Annotated in this window: 15 protein-coding genes; 7 read left to right on the forward strand and 8 right to left on the reverse strand. The window is 67.7% G+C overall.

Features of this window, described 5'->3' with window-relative positions:
- Window positions 1-13: 13 nt before the first annotated feature.
- The 4 genes from ACVJ6E_RS18075 to ACVJ6E_RS18090 form a co-directional block, all read right to left on the reverse strand.
- On the reverse strand, window positions 14-799 hold the full coding sequence (locus tag ACVJ6E_RS18075; RefSeq protein WP_120270154.1) for a Bax inhibitor-1/YccA family protein: 786 nt from the start codon (window positions 797-799) through the stop codon (window positions 14-16).
- Window positions 800-1,037: 238 nt separating this feature from the next.
- Window positions 1,038-1,793: a hypothetical protein gene (locus ACVJ6E_RS18080; protein ID WP_120270155.1), complete on the reverse strand. Its 756-nt coding sequence runs from the start codon at window positions 1,791-1,793 to the stop codon at window positions 1,038-1,040.
- Window positions 1,794-1,955: 162 nt separating this feature from the next.
- Window positions 1,956-4,538 (reverse strand): ABC transporter permease, encoded by a 2,583-nt coding sequence (locus ACVJ6E_RS18085; protein WP_120270156.1) that lies wholly within the window; start codon window positions 4,536-4,538, stop codon window positions 1,956-1,958.
- A gap of 2 nt (window positions 4,539-4,540) precedes the next feature.
- Window positions 4,541-5,254 (reverse strand): ABC transporter ATP-binding protein, encoded by a 714-nt coding sequence (locus ACVJ6E_RS18090; RefSeq protein WP_120270157.1) that lies wholly within the window; start codon window positions 5,252-5,254, stop codon window positions 4,541-4,543.
- Window positions 5,255-5,355: 101 nt separating this feature from the next.
- Here ACVJ6E_RS18090 and ACVJ6E_RS18095 point away from each other — a divergent pair, with 101 nt between their 5' ends.
- From ACVJ6E_RS18095 to ppa, 4 genes are all read left to right on the forward strand, one after another.
- On the forward strand, window positions 5,356-5,991 hold the full coding sequence (locus ACVJ6E_RS18095; RefSeq protein WP_120270158.1) for an arylesterase: 636 nt from the start codon (window positions 5,356-5,358) through the stop codon (window positions 5,989-5,991).
- A 142-nt stretch (window positions 5,992-6,133) separates the two neighbouring features.
- Window positions 6,134-7,186, forward strand: a complete 1,053-nt coding sequence (locus ACVJ6E_RS18100) for an aldo/keto reductase (RefSeq protein WP_120270159.1) — start codon at window positions 6,134-6,136, stop codon at window positions 7,184-7,186.
- A gap of 176 nt (window positions 7,187-7,362) precedes the next feature.
- Entirely contained in the window at window positions 7,363-7,956 is a 594-nt protein-coding gene (thpR, locus tag ACVJ6E_RS18105) for an RNA 2',3'-cyclic phosphodiesterase (RefSeq protein WP_120270160.1), read from the forward strand.
- Between the two features lie 129 nt (window positions 7,957-8,085).
- A complete protein-coding gene (ppa, locus tag ACVJ6E_RS18110) occupies window positions 8,086-8,622 on the forward strand; it encodes an inorganic diphosphatase (protein WP_120270161.1) in 537 nt (178 codons plus the stop codon).
- An 83-nt stretch (window positions 8,623-8,705) separates the two neighbouring features.
- On the opposite strand, the gene ACVJ6E_RS18115 is transcribed toward ppa, so the two are convergent.
- Window positions 8,706-9,488 (reverse strand): alpha/beta fold hydrolase, encoded by a 783-nt coding sequence (locus ACVJ6E_RS18115; RefSeq protein WP_120270162.1) that lies wholly within the window; start codon window positions 9,486-9,488, stop codon window positions 8,706-8,708.
- A gap of 166 nt (window positions 9,489-9,654) precedes the next feature.
- Here ACVJ6E_RS18115 and ACVJ6E_RS18120 point away from each other — a divergent pair, with 166 nt between their 5' ends.
- Together ACVJ6E_RS18120 and ACVJ6E_RS18125 are read left to right on the forward strand one after the other, a co-directional pair.
- Complete coding sequence (locus tag ACVJ6E_RS18120) at window positions 9,655-10,584, forward strand: sugar kinase (protein ID WP_120270163.1); 930 nt, start codon at window positions 9,655-9,657, stop codon at window positions 10,582-10,584.
- A gap of 102 nt (window positions 10,585-10,686) precedes the next feature.
- Window positions 10,687-11,286: a L,D-transpeptidase gene (locus ACVJ6E_RS18125; protein ID WP_491676499.1), complete on the forward strand. Its 600-nt coding sequence runs from the start codon at window positions 10,687-10,689 to the stop codon at window positions 11,284-11,286.
- Window positions 11,287-11,365: 79 nt separating this feature from the next.
- Here the strand turns inward: ACVJ6E_RS18125 and ACVJ6E_RS18130 are convergent, their stop codons facing one another.
- Together ACVJ6E_RS18130 and secA are read right to left on the reverse strand one after the other, a co-directional pair.
- Window positions 11,366-12,547, reverse strand: coding sequence for an adenylate/guanylate cyclase domain-containing protein (locus ACVJ6E_RS18130; protein WP_120270164.1), 1,182 nt, complete (start codon window positions 12,545-12,547; stop codon window positions 11,366-11,368).
- A gap of 93 nt (window positions 12,548-12,640) precedes the next feature.
- Window positions 12,641-15,418: a preprotein translocase subunit SecA gene (secA, locus tag ACVJ6E_RS18135; RefSeq protein WP_120270165.1), complete on the reverse strand. Its 2,778-nt coding sequence runs from the start codon at window positions 15,416-15,418 to the stop codon at window positions 12,641-12,643.
- A gap of 299 nt (window positions 15,419-15,717) precedes the next feature.
- Here secA and ACVJ6E_RS18140 point away from each other — a divergent pair, with 299 nt between their 5' ends.
- Complete coding sequence (locus tag ACVJ6E_RS18140) at window positions 15,718-16,614, forward strand: peptidylprolyl isomerase (protein WP_120270166.1); 897 nt, start codon at window positions 15,718-15,720, stop codon at window positions 16,612-16,614.
- Between the two features lie 13 nt (window positions 16,615-16,627).
- Here ACVJ6E_RS18140 and ACVJ6E_RS18145 read toward each other — a convergent pair whose 3' ends face one another.
- The gene (locus tag ACVJ6E_RS18145; protein WP_491676500.1) at window positions 16,628-17,293 is read right to left on the reverse strand and encodes a TetR/AcrR family transcriptional regulator; all 666 of its coding nucleotides are present in this window, start codon (window positions 17,291-17,293) and stop codon (window positions 16,628-16,630) included.
- Between the last annotated feature and the right edge of the window lie 144 nt (window positions 17,294-17,437).

Raw genomic sequence — 17,437 nt, forward strand, 5'->3', positions numbered from 1 at the left:
GTTCGGCTCGCGATTACTCGCGGTTGCCGAACAGCTGCAGCAGCATGAGGAAGAGGTTGATGAAGTCGAGGTACAGGCGCAGGGCACCCATGATCGACTTCTTGCGTGCAACCTCGGAGCCGTCGCCCGAATGGTACATTTCCTTGATCTGCTGGGTGTCGTAGGCGGTCAGGCCCGCGAAGACCAGCACGCCGATCACCGAGATGGCGAACTGCAGCGCCGAAGAGGCAAGGAAGAGGTTGACCAGCGAGGCGATGATGATGCCGATCAGGCCCATGAACAGGAACGAACCCCAGCCCGACAGGTCCTTCTTGGTGGTGTAGCCGTACAGGCTCAGCGCACCGAAGGAAGCCGCGGTGATGAAGAACACCCGTGCGATCGACCCGCCCGTATAGACGAGGAAGATCGAGGACAGCGACACGCCCATCAGCGCCGCATAGACCCAGAAGGTGGTCTGGGCGGTGGAGGCGCTCATCGACTGGATGCGGAAGCTGAGGAAGAACACCATGGCGAGCGGGGCGAGCATCACCACCCACTTCAGCGGGCTGCCGTAGAGCGTGACGCCGAGCTGGGTCAGCAGGGTGCCGTTGCCGAGCGTGGCGGCCGCCTGGGCGGGATCCTGCGTCGTGGCGAAATAGGCAGTGGCCAGAGCCAGCACACCGGTGATGCCGAGGCCGAGGGCCATGTAGTTGTAGACGCCCAGCATGTAGGCGCGCAGGCCCTCATCATAGACGCCGGCCTGTGCGTTTGCGCCGGCCGCAGCGTACCTCATGTTGGAATTGCGGTCGAAGGTCGACATCGAAATCCTCTCTATCCCTTGAATGCGGTTGCCCTTTTTGGGCGGTCTCCCGGCCGCGCCGAGAGCCTTCGTGCCCCTTGCGCAACCCCGTGCCAGTCCTGCAAACGCCGCGTTTCGCGCCGCTTGCACGCACGTCCCCCTGAATATGGGCACAAGCCGGGCAGCCCACAAGGTGCAATCCGCCCGGCCAACATTACCGTTCTGTCATTTTCCGGCGGGGGTTAACGGTCGAAACCGCCTATTTCATCGCCTTCAGGCGCGACTGGATCTGCCGATCGCAGGTGCCGCCCGGCCAGCGGACGACCTCCTCGCGGGCGAAGTCGAGGATCTCCTTCTTCGGATCGCCCATGGTGGCGGTGTCGACGCCGGGCTTGAACCACTGGAGTACCGCATAGTCGCCGCCTGCATCGGTGAGGAAGGCGATGGGCTGGCCGTTCTCGACGATGCCGAGGCGGCCGACGCGCACCGGAGCGACCTCGACGGTGCGGGACTTGCCGTCGATGGTCAGCTTGGTCTTGGAAAGCCGAAGCCGCTTGAAGCTGGAGGCGGACGTGCCCGACCAGGTGCCGAACAGGCGCTCGCCCTTGTTCTCGACCGACAGGCAGGAGTTCTTGTAGTTGGGGATCGACAGGCGCTTGGCCGGATGCTCCACCGGCTCGGCGCCCTTGACGAAGGTGGTGTACTTCATCTCGTGCTCGCCGGTCCGATAGACGCGGATCTGCACCGGCGCGTAGGTGCTCTCGCCGATATTGCGGACGAGGAAGTCGAACTGGTTCTGGTCGTTGGTGCCGGCGCGGCGGTAGAGCCAGCGCTTGGGCAGTCCGTCCTCGAAGACCAGCCAGTCGCTGACCACGAGGCCGGTCGGCCCGGTCGGCTCGTTGACCTGCCACACGCCGGTGTGGAAGGGCGACTCGGCCTGGGCGGCGGTGCCGGTGAGAGCGATGGCGGCAGAGAGAAAGGCGGCGCGCACGGCGCGCAGGCGGGTCTTCGTCATGTTCTTGTCCCCCGGGGATCTCATGTCATCCATGCCCGCAAGACGCAGGCCGGATCCCGGCGAGACTATCGCGATATGCGTGTATTGGAACCCTTTTGCCGCACGCCTGGGGAGAACGGGTGGGCGGCGGGTGCGCTCCCCCGCCCGTTCCCCGACGTCCGATCAAAGGTTGCGCAGCACCGGTGCGGGCTTGCGTCCCAGCACCTGCCAGGTGCCGATCAGGCCGAATCCGACCGTCAGCACGAGCGCGGCAAGGGCCGCGCCGAAGGCGGTCACGGGCAGAAAGGTGAAGGTCGCGTCCATGATCTCGACCAGCACGAAGGAGGCGGCAAGCGCCCCGGCGATCACCGCGAAGGCGGCGGTGACGAGGCCGAGGATCGCATATTCCATCGAGAAGCTGGCGATCAGCCGGCCGCGGGTGGCGCCCAGGGTCTTGAGGATCACCGCATCATAGACCCGGTGCCGGTGGCCGGCGGCGAGCGCGCCGCCCAGCACCAGGACCGAGGCGACCAGCGTGATGGAGGCGGCCGCGCGGATCGCCCAGGCGAGCTGCTCCACCAGGTTGTTGACCTGCTGGATGGCGTCCTTGACCCGCACCGCAGTTACGGTCGGGAATTCCTGCGAGAGGGTCTTGAGCAGCGCCAGCTCACGGGCCTCGTCGCCGCCATCGGCATAGGCGAGGGTCCGCAGATGGGTGTGCGGCGCGCCGGCGAAGGTGTTGGGCGAGAACACCATGACGAAGTTGATCGCCAGCGACTCCCACTCCACCCTTCGGAAATTGGCGATCTCGGCGGTGAGTTCGCGGCCGAGCACGTTGACGGTGATCGTGTCGCCGATCTTCAGGCCGAGATCGGCGCCGGCATCGGCCTCGAAGGAGACGAGCGGCGTGCCGCTGTGATCGGGCGCCCACCAGCTGCCCTGGGTCAGCTCGGCATTGGCCGGCTTCTCGGCGGCATAGGTGATGCCGCGATCGCCGCGCAGGACCCAGCCGCCGCCTTCCGGGGCGACGATCTGGTCGCTCGGCACGCCGTTGACCGCCGCGATGCGGCCGCGCAGCATCGGGGCGCCGTCGATGGTACCGCCCGGCGCCTCGCGGGCGAGCAGGGCGTCGAAGGCCTCGCGCTCCGACTGCTGCACGTCGAGGAAGAAGAAGCTCGGCGCGTTCTGGGTGATGGTGGTGCCGAGCTCGCGCCGCAGGTTGCCGTCGATCAGCGCCAGCGCGACCAGCAGCGACAGGCCGAGGCCGAGCGAGAGCACGACCGACGGGGTCAGCGCGCCTGGGCGGTGGATGTTGGCCAGCGCCAGGCGCAGCTCCGCGCCGCGCGGATGCGGCATGCGGCGGGCTGCGGCCATGATGCCGCGCGCGATCAGCATCAAGAGCACGAAGACGACCGCCGTCGCGCCGACATAGGTGAGCGAGATGCGCAGGTCGCCGGCCAGCACGACGGCAAGGCCTGCGAGCAGCAGGACGGCGGCGGCGGTGGCGACGATGTAGCGCTTGCGTGGCCAGGTGCGGGTCGCGGAGGCATCGTCGCGGAACAACAGGCTCGGCGGCACGTCATGGGCGCGGCCCAGCGGCCAGAGTGCAAAGGCAAGCGCGGTTAGCCCGCCATAGAGCACGCCGAGGCCGAGTTCGGCCGGGTAGATCGAGGTGACCGCCTTGACCGGCAGCACGGCGGTGATGAAGCCGGTGGCGACAAAGGGGATCAGTGCGCCGAGGACAAGACCGGCGGCAATGCCGAGTGCGGCAAGGCAAAGGATCTGGATGAGATAGACGCGGAAGACGAAGTCGCCGTCCGCGCCGACACAGCGGAAGGTGGCGATCACCGGACGCTTGGCGTCGAGATAGGAACGCACCGCATTGGCGACGCCGACGCCGCCGACCACCAGTGCGGTCAGGCCGACAAGGGTGAGGAACTGCGCGAGGCGGTCGATGTTGCGCTGCAGGCCGGGCGCGGCATTGGCCCGCGACTGCACGCGCCAGCCGGCGAGCGGGAAGCGCTGGTTGGCCTCCTCCGCCAGGGTCTCGATGGCGGCGGTGGAGGTGCCTTCGGGAAGGCGGATGCGATAGAGCCAGCGAACCAGGCTTCCCGGCTGGACGAGGCCGGTCTGCTCCAGCGCCGCATCGGAGACGATCATCCGGGGGCCGAAATTGATGCCGTCGCTGAGACGGTCGGGCTCGGCGGCGATGGTGTCGGCAATGCGCAGGCTGGCGCGGCCAAGCACCAGCGTGTCGCCCTTTTCCAGCCCGAGGCGCACCAGCAGCTCCGGCTCGACCACGGCGCCGTAAAGCCCGTCCTGCTGGGCAAGGGCCGCATCCAGCGCCTCGCCGCCTGAAAGCTGCATCTCGCCGTAAAGCGGGTAGGCGTTGTCTACGGCCTTCAGCTCGACGAGGGTCTGCTCGCCGCTGTCCGGGACGCGCGCCATGGCGCGCAAGGTGGCAATGCGCGAGAGGTCGCCGAGGCTGTCGAGCCAGGCGAGTTCCTGCTCGTCTGCGGTGCGGTGGATCAGGCGCACCGACATGTCGCCGCCGAGGATCGAGGTGCCTTCGGCGGCGATGCCCTCGACAAGGGCGCGCGAAACCGAGGCAACGCCGGCAATCGCGGCAACGCCAAGCGCGATGCAGGCGATGAAGACGTAGAACCCCTTCAGCCCGCCCCGCATCTCGCGAAGGGCGAAGCGGAAGGCAAGGCCGAGGGGCGGGCGGGAGCGGCGCTGCGAGGGGGCGGGCAGGACACCGTGCATGCTCACGCCTCCCCGGCGGAGACGGGTTCCAGCGTCTCGATCCGGCCGGAGCGCACGCGGATCGTCTCGTCGCAGCGGCGGGCGAGCGCCGCATCATGGGTGACCATGACCAGCGTCATGCCGCGATCGCGGGTGGCGGAAAACATCAGGTCGACGATCTGGGCGCCGGTGGTCTCGTCGAGATTGCCGGTCGGTTCGTCGGCCAGAAGCAGCGGCGGGCGGGTGACGAGGGCGCGGGCGATGGCAACGCGCTGCTGCTCGCCGCCCGACATCTGCGAGGGGTAGTGGGAGGTGCGCTCGGCAAGGCCGACGGCGGCCAGCTCCTCGCGCGCAGCCTCGAAGGCGCGCGGCACGCCGGCAAGCTCCAGCGGCACGGCGACATTTTCCAGTGCCGTCATGTTGGGGATGAGATGGAAGGACTGGAAGACGATGCCGACCGAGCCGCCGCGAAAGCGGGCGAGCTGGTCTTCCGACATGCCTGTCAGCTCCGATCCGCCGACTGTGACCGAGCCCTTGTCGGCGCGCTCCAGCCCGGCCATCACCATGAGAAGGGTCGACTTGCCGGAGCCGGACGGCCCGATGATGCCGACCCGCCGGCCGGCGGCGATGTCGAGGTCCACCCCCTTGAGGATGTGCACGCGGCCGGCGTCGTGGCCAAGGCTGAGATGGACGCCGGACAGGGAAACGATGGGGGGCGGGACTGTTCCGTCGGTCATGCTCTGCCTATATGAACGGGTCGAATGCGCAGCATGCCGCGCTGCACGCCTTCCTCGCGATATGGGAGGTTACGCAGGGAGCGTCCAGAGGATCAGCCGACATGATACGTTTCGTTACAGTTTTTATCGCCCTCGCCGGCATTTTTGCGGCACTGCCCGCAAGGGCCGAGCCGCTGCGCATCCTGGCGCTGGGAGACAGCCTGACCGCAGGCTATCAGCTGCCTGCCGAGGCGGCGTTCCCGGTACAGCTGGAGGCGGCGCTGAAGGCGCGCGGTCATGACGTGATCGTGATCAATGCCGGCGTTTCCGGCGACACGACGGCGGCCGGCCTTGCCCGGCTCGACTGGTCGCTGGGCGAGGGGGCGGACGCGGTGATCGTCGAACTCGGCGCCAATGACGCGCTGCGCGGGCTGCCGACGGCCTCGGCCAGGGCGAACCTCGACAAGATCGTCGCAAGCCTGTCCGAGCGCGGCATTCCGGTGCTGCTTGCCGGTATCGCCGCGCCCCGCAACATGGGCGAGGAGTATGTCGCCGAATTCGAGCGCATGTACGCGGAGATCGCGGCCGAGCATGACGCGATCCTTTATCCGAACTTCCTCGAAGGGATCCCGATCTCGCCCGAGACGGTGCTGCCCGACGGCATCCATCCGACGCAAAAGGGTGTCGCGATCATCGTCGAGCGCATCCTGCCCCAGGTCGAAGAGCTGATCGAGCGGGCCGGCGCGGCGCGCGGCTGAGGCGGGCTCCCGCCCCCGCCGGAGCCCTGTGCGGCTGCCCGACCCGCGCCTGGCCGCAGGCGGTTGACGTCGCGCGCGCGAGCGGTCAAGGTCCCGCCACCCTCCTTAATTTCGACAGTTATCGCAGCAGAAAGATCCGCCTATGGAAAAGCGCCGTCTTGGACGCACGGACATTCATGTCTCCAGCCTGTCGCTCGGCACGATGACGTTCGGCGAGCAGAACACCGAAGCCGAGGGCCATGCCCAGCTCGACTTCTCGCTCGACCGGGGCATCAACCTCTTCGACGCCGCCGAGCTCTATCCGATCCCGCCCAAGGCCGAGACCCAGGGGCGCACCGAGGAAATCATCGGCACCTGGCTGAAGGCACGCGGCAACCGCGACAAGGTGGTGATCGCCACCAAGGTGGTGGGCCGCACCGAGAACACCTGGTTCCGCAACGACGGCAGCGAGGGCCGGCTGACGCGCGCCCAGATCGAGGAAGCTGTCGACAAGAGCCTGAAGCGGCTGCAGACCGACTATATCGACCTCTACCAGATCCACTGGCCGGACCGGAACGTCTCCGGCTTCGGCTCCAACCCGACGATCTGGAAGGAGCCCAAGGCCTGCGACGACGAAACCTCGATCGAGGTGACGCTGGAGGCGATGGACCGGCTGGCGAAGGCCGGCAAGATCCGCCAGCTCGGCCTGTCGAACGAAAGCCCCTGGGGCACGATGCGCTTTCTCGAGCTGGCCGAGCGCAACGGCTGGCCGCGGGTCGTGTCGATCCAGAACGCCTACAATCTCGTCAACCGCACCTTCGAGGGCGGCCTTGCCGAGATCACGCACCGGGAACAGGTGGGCCTGCTTGCCTATTCGGCGCTGGGCCAGGGGTATCTCACCGGCAAGTACCGCGACGGCGCGCTGCCGGCCGGTGCCCGCAAGACCCTGTTCGACCGGCTGCAGCGCTACGAGAAGCCGGGCGCGGAGCCGGCGATCAACGCCTATCTCGACCTTGCCGAGGAACTCGGCGTGTCGCCCTCGCAGCTGGCCATCGCCTTCGTGCTGTCGCGCGGCTTCACCACCTCGGTGATCCTCGGCGCGACCTCGCTGGCGCAGCTGGAGCACGATATGGGCGCGCTCGATCTGGAAATCACCGAGGAGATCGAGGGGCGGATCAACACGCTCTTCCAGCACCACGGCAGCCCCTGCCCGTAAGGACCGGGCGAATCACGACAGGTCGCCCGCGCCGCCACGGTGCGGGCCGACCACCTCGGCAAAAATGCCGGCATGAGGCGGAATGCGCTGGCAAATCAGCGCGTTCCGTTTTTGCTTGCGGTGCAGCGAAAAACCCGTCCTGATGAAGTCCTTCGGCGACAGCGGAGGGTTTGACCATGCCTCGACTGTTCACCGGGCTTGAGATTCCGGCCCAGACCGGCCTCATGCTCTCCCTGATACGCGGCGGCCTGCGCGGCGTCCGCTGGATCGATCCCGAGAACTATCACATCACCTTGCGCTTCATCGGCGACATCGACGACCGCATGGCCGACGAGGTGGCGGACGCGCTCGACCGCATCCGCCGCGATCCGGTGGAGATCCGGCTGACCGGGCTCGGCGCCTTCGCCAACGGCAAGCCGCATGCGGTCTTCGCAAGGGTGGAGCCGACGCCGGAGCTGATGGAGCTTCAGGCGGAGCAGGAGCGCATCCTGCAGCGGCTGCGGCTGCCGGCGGAGCGGCGCAAATATGTGCCGCATGTGACGCTGGCGCGCTGCCGCACCTGCAGCAACCAGGACGTGGCGCGCTGGCTCGCCGAGCACGGCGATTTCTACTCCCAGAGCTTCACGGTCAGGCGCTTTGCGCTGTTCTCCTCCCGCGCCAGCGTCGGCGGCGGCCCTTACCTGGTCGAGGAGGCTTATCCGCTCGACCGGCAGGGCGGCGGCTACGGCCTTCCGGAAGGGGCGGCGCATTTCGTCGACCACTCCCGCTGAGGAACTCGGGGCGCAGCAGCATGGGGCCAGGCGGCGCTTGGCCTTAAGTTGCAGTGCAACAAGTTCCGACTTGCCTTTGGACACGGCGCTTGCGATACAGCCGCCAACATCCAAAGAGGAGCCCCATCCATGCGTATCGACGCCGTTCCGATCGGAAAGAACCCGCCCGAAGACATCAATGTCATCATCGAGGTCTCGGTGGGCGGCGAGCCGATCAAGTACGAAATGGACAAGGAAGCCGGCGCCATGTACGTCGACCGCTTCCTCTACACGCCGATGCGCTATCCGGGCAATTACGGCTTCGTGCCGCATACGCTGTGCGGCGACGGCGACCCGGTCGACGTGATCGTCGCCAACCAGCGCCCGATCGTGCCGGGCGCGATCATGAACTGCCGTCCGATCGGCGTGCTGTTCATGGAAGACGAGGCGGGGCAGGACGAGAAGATTATCGCGGTTCCGTCCAACAAGCTGACGCGCCGCTACGAGAACATCGTCCATTACGAGGACCTGCCGGACATCACCATCCAGCAGATCAAGCACTTCTTCGAGCACTACAAGGACCTGGAGCCGGGCAAGTGGGTGAAGATCACCGGCTTCGGCGGTCCGGACGAGGCCAAGCGTATCATCGAGGAATCGATCGAGCGCGCCAAGGCCGCCAAGGCCTGAGCATCGCTTCGGCTTGAAAATTCAAGGCCGCGTCCGGAAAGGACGCGGCCTTTTGCGTTTTTAGCCTCAGGCGTTTGCGGGTGTCAGACGCTGTCGCCGGTCTGGGCGCGGATGGCGCGCGCCACCTGCTGCGGGATCTCCAGATGCGGCATGTGGCCGACGCCGTCGAACACCTGGACGGCGATGTCGCCGGGCAGGCCGCGGGCATGGCTGGCCGGCAGGACGCGATCCTGGGCGCCCCAGATCAGCCGCACCGGGGGGCCGAGCGCCGCGATCTCGGCAATCGGCAGGGTCTTCTGATCCTTGCCGTCGAGCAGGGTCTCGACGATCTCGATCAAGGTCTCGCAGACGCCGGGACGGGCGCGCGTTTCCACCGCCTGCCGCACGACGAGGCGCGGAAGGTCGAAGCCGAGGCCGAAGAACTGCTCCAGCAGGAGCTCCAGTTCGACCGGTGAACTGGCCGCCGCATAGCGGCGCAGCAGGGTCGAGTTGATCTCGCGCCCGAAGCCGCCGGGACCGAGCAACGTCAGGCTTGCCACCCGCTCCGGTGCCTTCAGCGCGACAAGGGCGGCGGCCGCCCCGCCCATGGAATGGCCGACGAGATGGACGCGGGTCAGCCCCAGCGCCTCCAGCGAGCCGAGCACGGCGCGCGAGGCGACGACGGCGCCGCCGATCTTCGGCCAGCCGAGTGCGCGGCCGTGGCCGGGCAGGTCGAAGGCCAGCGTGCGGCGGCTGCGCGACAGCTCGCCTTGCAGCGTGGCAAAGCCGCGCGCGTCGCCGCCGAACCCGTGCAGCAGCACCACCGGCTCCGGGCTGTCCGGGCCGCTGGCGGTGACGGGGAGGATCGAGGGCGGCAATTCGGACATGGTACGGTGCTCCGCTGATGGTCTTTCGCCTCTTTTCGCATGCACAGCTTGAGGATGCGAGAGGGGAGGTGTGCCCTGAGGAACCTTCGCAGGCACCACGCACTTGACAGGCGCGGGGCCGCGTCGCATGGACTTAAATCGATTGAAATGACTGGAGCGGACCAGAGTGAGCGAGCTTCTTTGCCTCGGCGAGCCGATGATCGAGTTCAACCAGACGGCGCCGGGCGGGCCTTACGTGCAAGGGTTCGGCGGCGACACGTCGAATGCGGCGATCGCCGCGGCCCGGCAGGGGGCGAGCGTGGGCTATGTCAGCGCGACGGGCCGCGACGTGTTCGGCGACCTGTTCGACGGGCTGTGGACGGGCGAGGGCGTCGACACCGCCGGCGTGCTGCGGATGGAGCAGGCGCCGACGGGCATCTATTTCGTCACCCACGGGCCGTCCGGGCACATGTTCTCCTATCGCCGCACCGGTTCGGCGGCGAGCCTGATGCGCCCCGGCGACCTGCCGCTCGAGCTGCTGCGACAGGCCAGGATCCTGCATATCTCGGCGATCAGCCAGGCGATCTCGGCGAGTGCCTGCGACACGGTGTTCGCGGCCATCGAGGAAGTGAAGGCGGCCGGCGGGCTGATCTCCTACGACACCAACTTGCGGCTGGCCCTGTGGCCGCTGGCGCGGGCAAGGGCGGTGGTCGAGGCGACTGCGGCGATGGCCGACATCCTGTTGCCGGGTCTCGACGATGCGCGCAAGCTTACGGGGCTGGAGAGCCCGCAGGAGATCGCCGACCACTACCGCGCCAAGGGCGCGACACGAGTGGCGCTGACGCTCGGCGACAAGGGCGTGCTCTATGCCGGCCCGGAAGGGAGCGAGACGATCGCCCCGCACAGGGTCGAGGCGGTGGACGCGACGGGCGCGGGCGACGCCTTCGACGGGGCGTTCCTTGCCGAGTTCCTTGCCTGCGGCGACGGGCTGGCGGCGGCGCGCCACGCCAATGCGGCGGCGGCGCTCGCTGTCTGCGGCTTCGGCGCTGTTGCCCCCTTGCCACATCGCGCGGATGTCCTTGCCTTGCTGGCCAATGAGCAGAAGCGCGGCGCCTGAGGCGCGTGTAAATTCGCCTCCGGTTTCGAATCAGCCGGCGGCGCGAATGGCGCGTTCCTGCCGGCGCGGGGAGGCAATATGCGGATCTTTGCTGGACGGATCTTGACTGGGCTGGCGGGGCTGGTGCTGGCGGCCGCAATGGCGGGCAGCGCTCCTGCCAAGGCGCAGACGGAGCGCTATTACGATCCGGTGAGCCGGAGCTGGCAGACCTACCGGATCACACCGGAGGCCGCCGGCAAGATCGTGCGCGAGAAGTACAAGCGCACCGAGGTGCGCTATCGCACCGACAAGAAGCCGGGCTCGGTGATCGTCGATACGAGCGACCGCTATCTCTACTACGTGCTGCCGGGCGGCAAGGCCGTGCGGTACGGCATCGGCGTCGGGCGCGAGGGTTTTTCCTGGTCGGGCACCGAGAAGGTGACGCGCAAGGCCAAGTGGCCGGGTTGGACGCCGCCGCCGGAAATGATCGTCCGCGAGCGCAAGAACGGCCGCAAGCTGCCGGCCTTCATGCCCGGCGGCCCGAAGAACCCGATGGGTGCCCGCGCGCTCTATCTCGGGGCGACCGAGTACCGCATCCACGGCACCAATGAGGACTGGTCGATCGGCCGGGCCGTCTCGTCGGGCTGCATCCGCATGCTCAACGAGGATGTCGAGGATCTCTACGAGCGGGTGTCCGTTGGAGCGCAGGTCACGGTGATGTAAGGCGGGTTCGCCGCCAAAGCCGACCTTGCGACAGGTCTTTGATGGGGCGCCGCGACCGTAAGGTCCGGCGCCCTTTCTCTTATGCGGGGGCGTGCAGCTCCACTTCCTCGCCGAAGCCGGCAAGCCGAAAGCTGCCGAGCGGGGTAAAGGCGCCGGGCGCGCGGGCGGCGATATCGGCGGTGACCAGAAGAGGCCGCCCGAGCGTCTTCGTCATCGCCTCGATGCGCGCGGCAGCGTTCACCGTGCGGCCGATGACCGAGAAGGTCAGCCGTTCGGGAATGCCGATATTGCCGAACATCACGTCGCCGGAGGAAAGGGCGATGCCGCACAGAAGCGGGTGTTCGGTGGCCGCCTGCGCCTGCTCCAGCCGCGCCAGGACCGCATCGGCGGCCTGGAGAGCACGGGTCGCGGCGGCGTCGAACCCGCCCGCCTCGATGGGAAAGACCGCGAGCACCGCGTCGCCGATGAAGTCCAGCACCTCGCCGCCATGCGCCATCACCGTGCGCGCCGTTGCGTCGAAATAGGCGTTGAGATGCGTCATGTAGACGTCCGGCGCCAGCCGGTCGGCAAGGGCGGTGGAGCCGCGCAGGTCGGAATAGAAGATCACCGCGTCGAGGCGTTCGCCGTCGCCGTGGCGGATCAGCCCGGACAGAACCCGGGATCCGGCGCGTGCGCCGAGATAGGTCTCGGCCAGGGTGCGCGCGATCCGCGACTGGATGGTTGCTCGGCAGGCCAGCGCCAGACGGATCTGCAGGTAGTCGAGCCCCTCCGCCGCCTCGTCGGAAAAGCCGCCTTCCGCGCGCGTTGCCCAGGTGACGATCATGCCGGAGGGACCGAAGTCCTTCGAGGTCGGCAGCTCGAACGGGGTGGACAGCACCAGATAGTCGGTGAAGCCCTCCGCCTTCAGCGTCGTCAGGATGGGGAAGTCGCCGGCGGCGTTGGCGCCGGCCAGATTGCGGCGCAGGCGCGTTTCGCGCCCTTCCAGAACCGCGCGGATGGGACTGCGCAGCCAGTCGTCGGTCTCTTCCGCGTCGTGGCGATATTGCGCGAGCTGCGCTTCCAGGCCGGTCCGCCACAGAACCGATTCGGCCTCGACGAGCGGATGCAGGGTCGCCCAGGTGAGCATGGCCCGCTCGACCGGGATGCCGGCGGCGACGAGACGTTCGCAGAAACCGGAGAACATCTCGCCGATGTCCGGCTGGCCGAGCGCCTCGCGGATCAGCCAGTCCTCGATTGCCTCAAGCGTCGAATTGGTTCTCACGCCTCACCTCCAGGACCTGCCTTGGACAAAAAAACGGCGGGCCGAGCAGCCCGCCGTTCCTAGCGTTCCGATCCGGATCCTTGCCAGAGTTCCTCAGGCAAGGGCCCCGTGGCAATGCTTGTATTTCTTGCCCGAGCCGCAGGGGCAGACCTCGTTGCGGCCGACCTTGCCCCAGGTCGAGGGATTCTGCGGGTCGCGCGGCGTGCCGGGGGCGGTGGCCTGGTAGGCCTCGTCGAACTCGTTCTCCCCGGTCAGCGGGTCGCGGTGCTCGGCATGCATCGGCGGCAGGTCGCCGTCGCCCGGCAGGCTGGGCGGCTGCTCCTGGACCAGTTCCACGCGCATCAGCTGCGCGGTGGTCGCCTGGCGCAGGTTGACCAGCATGCTCTCGAACAGGGTGAAGGCCTCGGTCTTGTACTCCTGCAGCGGATCGCGCTGGGCGTAGCCGCGGAAGCCGACCACCGAGCGCAGGTGGTCGAGATTGGCCAGGTGCTCGCGCCACAGGTGGTCGAGCGTCTGCAGCAGCACCGCCTTTTCGACCTGGCGCATGATGTCCGGCGAGTACTGGCCGACCTTGCGTGCCATGGCCTCGTCGGCCGCCTTCTTCAGGCGCTCGGTCACCTCCTCCTCGGCGATGCCCTCTTCCTTGGCCCAGTCGGCGACCGGCAGGTCGAGGTTGAGCAGGCGGCGCACCTCGGCCTGCAGGCCCTCGGTGTCCCACTGCTCGGCATAGGCCTTTTCCGGAATGTGCTTGGCGACGAGATCCTCGATCACGTCGTGGCGCATGTCGATCACCGCCTCGGCGACCGCCTCGCCGTCCATCAGCTCGATGCGCTGGTCGAACACGACCTTGCGCTGGTCGTTCATGACGTCGTCGAACTTCAGCAGGTTCTTGCGGATGTCGAAGTTGCGCGCCTCGACCTTCTGCTGCGCCTTGGCCAGTGCCCGGTTGATCCAGGGATGGACGATGGCCTCGCCCTCCTTGAGGCCGAGCTTCTGCATCATGCCGTCCATTCGGTCGGACCCGAAGATGCGCATCAGGTCGTCCTGCAGCGACAGGAAGAACTTGGAATGGCCGGGGTCGCCCTGGCGGCCGGAACGGCCGCGCAGCTGGTTGTCGATGCGCCGGCTCTCATGGCGCTCGGTGCCGATGACGTAGAGACCGCCGGCGGCGAGCGCCTGCTGCTTGCGCTCCTCGACCTGGGCGCGGATCGCCGCCTCGCGGGCTTCGCGCTCCGGGCCGGCCGGCATGTCGGCGAGCTCGTCCTCGATGCGCATGTCGGCATTGCCGCCGAGCTGGATGTCGGTGCCGCGGCCGGCCATGTTGGTGGCGATGGTGACGGCGCCTGGCAGGCCGGCCTGGGCGATGATCGAGGCTTCCTGCTCGTGGTAGCGGGCGTTCAGAACCGTGAAGATGCGCTCGGCGTTGCCGGTGCCCGCGAACAGCGGCTCGAAGGCCGCCGGCGAGGAGACGTCGGCCTGCTTGTAGCCGGCGGCCTTGAGGCGGGCGGCGAGCAACTCGGACTTCTCGATGGAGGTGGTGCCGACCAGCACCGGCTGGGCGCGCTTGCGGCAGTCCTCGATCAGCTCGATGATCGCGTTGTATTTCTCGTCGACGGTCCGGTAGACCTCGTCGTCGTCGTCGATGCGCTTCACGCCGACATTGGTCGGGATATCGACGACCTCGAGGCCGTAGATGTTGGCGAACTCCTCGGCCTCGGTCTGGGCGGTGCCGGTCATGCCGGCAAGCTTGGTGTAGAGGCGGAAGTAGTTCTGGAAGGTGATCGAGGCCAGCGTCTGGTTCTCGGGCTGGATCTGCACCTTCTCCTTGGCCTCGAGCGCCTGGTGCAGGCCTTCCGAATAGCGGCGGCCCGGCATCATGCGGCCCGTGAACTCGTCGATGATGACGACTTCGCGGTTGCGGACGATGTAGTCCTTGTCGCGCTGGAACAGCTTGTGCGCCTTCAGCGCCTGCTGCAGGTGGTGGACCACCGAGACGTTTTCCACGTCGTAGAGGCTGTCGCCCTTCAGGAGGTCCAGCTCGCGCAGGAGGCCTTCCAGCTTCTCGTTGCCGGACTCGGTGAAGGTCGCCGAGCGCTGCTTCTCGTCGAGCTCGTAATCATCTGAAGTCAGGTGCGGGATCAGCGCGTCGACCGTGTTGTAGAACTCGCTGCGATCCTCCAGCGGACCGGAAATGATGAGCGGCGTGCGCGCTTCGTCGATCAGGATCGAGTCCACCTCGTCGACGATCGCGAAGTTGTGGCCGCGCTGGACCATCGACCCGCGCTCGTACTTCATGTTGTCGCGCAGGTAGTCGAAGCCGAATTCGTTGTTGGTGCCGTAGGTCACGTCGGCGGCGTAGGCGGCCTTGCGCTCCTCGTCGGTCAGACCGTGGATGATGACGCCGACGGACAGGCCGAGGAAGCGGTAGACGCGGCCCATCCATTCCGCGTCGCGGCTGGCCAGGTAGTCGTTGACGGTGACGACGTGCACGCCCTTGCCGGTCAGCGCGTTGAGATAGACCGGCAGGGTCGCGACCAGAGTCTTGCCCTCGCCGGTGCGCATTTCGGAGATCTGGCCGGCATTGAGGACCATGCCACCGATCAGCTGCACATCGTAGTGGCGCTGGCCGAGAACGCGGCGGGCCGCCTCGCGGACCGTGGCGAAGGCCGGCTCCAGCAGGCTGTCGAGCTTGGTTCCTTCGGCGAGCTGGCGGCGGAACATTTCCGTGCGCGCACGCAGGTCGTCGTCGCTGAGGGCCCGGAGTTCGTCCTCCAGCGCATTGATTGCCGTGACGCGGTTCCGCAGCTGCTTGACCAGGCGGTCGTTTGCGGAACCGAAGAGCTTCTTGGCGAGTGCGCCGAGGCCGACCATGTGGCGGTCCTTATCGTTTGGTCAGGCCGCGCCGGGGCATCCTGTCCTGGCAGCAACCCGGAGATCGGATTGACGGTACGGACATGCGCAGGCCTCACAACCGCCGCATTGCGGCGAGACGAACGCACGCTCGACTGGGAGCGTCCAGCCCTTCCAAGGGGGACGCTCGACAGATAAGAGGGGGTCCGGAGGTTGTCAACGTCGCGCAAACCGTCTGTTGGCGGGCGCACGGGCGACCGGCGAGAGGCGGACTGCCGTAGAGGCGCCCGCCAGAACACGAGATGACAGGGAAACAGAGCATGACACGCTTTTTTGCCGCAACGGCGCGCCGCACCGCGCTTGCCGCGCTCCTGGCCGGCGGCCTGGCCACTTCCGGCGCGCTGGCGCAGGAGCCGGGCGACGTGGTCGCCAAGGTCGGCGACACCGAAGTGACGGAGGCGGACATCGCCTTTGCCTCGCAGGATTTCGCGGATCAGCTCTCCCAGGTGCCGCCGACCCAGTGGCGCAAGATCCTGACCGATGTGGTCGTCGACATGAATGTCCTGGCCAATGCCGCGCGCGAAGCTGGCATCCAGGACGAGGAGGCGTTCAAGCGTCAGGTGGAGTTCCTGACCATGCGCGCGCTGCGCAACGCCTATCTCGCCCGCGAGATCGAGGGCAAGATCACCGACGAGGCGGTGCAGGAAGCCTATGACAAGGAATTCGCCAATTTCGAGGGCGAGGACGAGCGCAAGGCCCGCCACATCCTGGTGAAGACCAAGGAAGAGGCCGAGGCGGTGATCGCCGAGCTCGACGGCGGCGCCGATTTCGCGGACGTGGCGAAGGCGAAGTCGACCGGTCCGTCCGGCCCCAATGGCGGCGACCTCGGCTATTTCACCCGCGGCCGCATGGTCAAGGAATTCGAGGACGCGGCCTTCGCGCTCGAGGTCGGCGCCTATACCAAGGAGCCGGTGGAGACCCAGTTCGGCTGGCACGTGATCAAGGTCGAGGAGGCCCGCAAGCAGCCGGCGCCGGCGCTGGCCGATGTGCGCGACCAGCTGCGCCAGCAGCTGCTGCGCGCCCGCTATGCCGAGGTGCTGGCGGATCTGAAGGCCAAGACCACCATCGAGGTGATGGCCGAGGAAGCTCCGGCCGAAGCCGGCGAGGCTCCGGCAGAAGGCGGCGAGACCCCGGCCGAGGCGCCGAAGGCCGAGTAAGCCGGATCTGGCGTCAGGCCGGCCTTGCCGGTGCCGCGCGCCAACCTTCCACGAACAGGCAGACGGCCGCCCTCAGGGCGGCCGTTTCCATATCCAGCCGCCCGGTCAGCAGTCGGCACCAGGCGAAGCTGACCACCAGCTCGATGGCGAGGCGCGGGTCGACATGGGCGCCGATCTCGCCGCGCTGGCGGGCGCGCTCGATCATCTGCGCGGAATGGGCGAAGCGCTCCTCCATATAGGCGCCGAGCGCCTCGGCGGCGCTTTCCTCGCTCTGGGCCTCGGCGATGACCGAGCGAAATACCGGACCTGTCGGCGTGTCGCGCCAGTGACGGAAGAGCGAGTCGAGAAAGGCGGTCAGGTCTTCCACCAGATCGCCCGTGTCGGGCGCGACGACACCGTGCTTCTGGCGGTGATAGACGTCGAGCAGCAGGGCTGCCTTGCTCGGCCACCAGCGATAGATCGTCGGCTTGCCCGCTCTCGCCCGGCGGGCGACCGCCTCGATGGAAAAGCGCGCATAGCCTTCTTCCGCAAGAATGTCGGCGGCGGCCTGGCGGATCGCATCGGCGCTCGCCGGATTGCGCCGTGCTCCGGTCGAGGGGCGGGCAGGGGACGATGCGTCGCCGGTGCGGGTCCCGGCGGCGCCCTTCGCCTCGTCGTCCGTCATGTCGTGATCCCCCATCCGGTTTCCTCAAGCGTCCCGTCATTCGCCCGCCGTCCTCGCGGCGCCTCGAAAAGGCGCGCGGGTCATGCGGTTCTCTTGTTACTTTGAGCCTTAGCACAGGGCTTGACTAAACGAAACGGCCCGTTTAGATAATACGAAACG

The organism is Stappia sp. G46H5W (genome assembly GCF_058448995.1).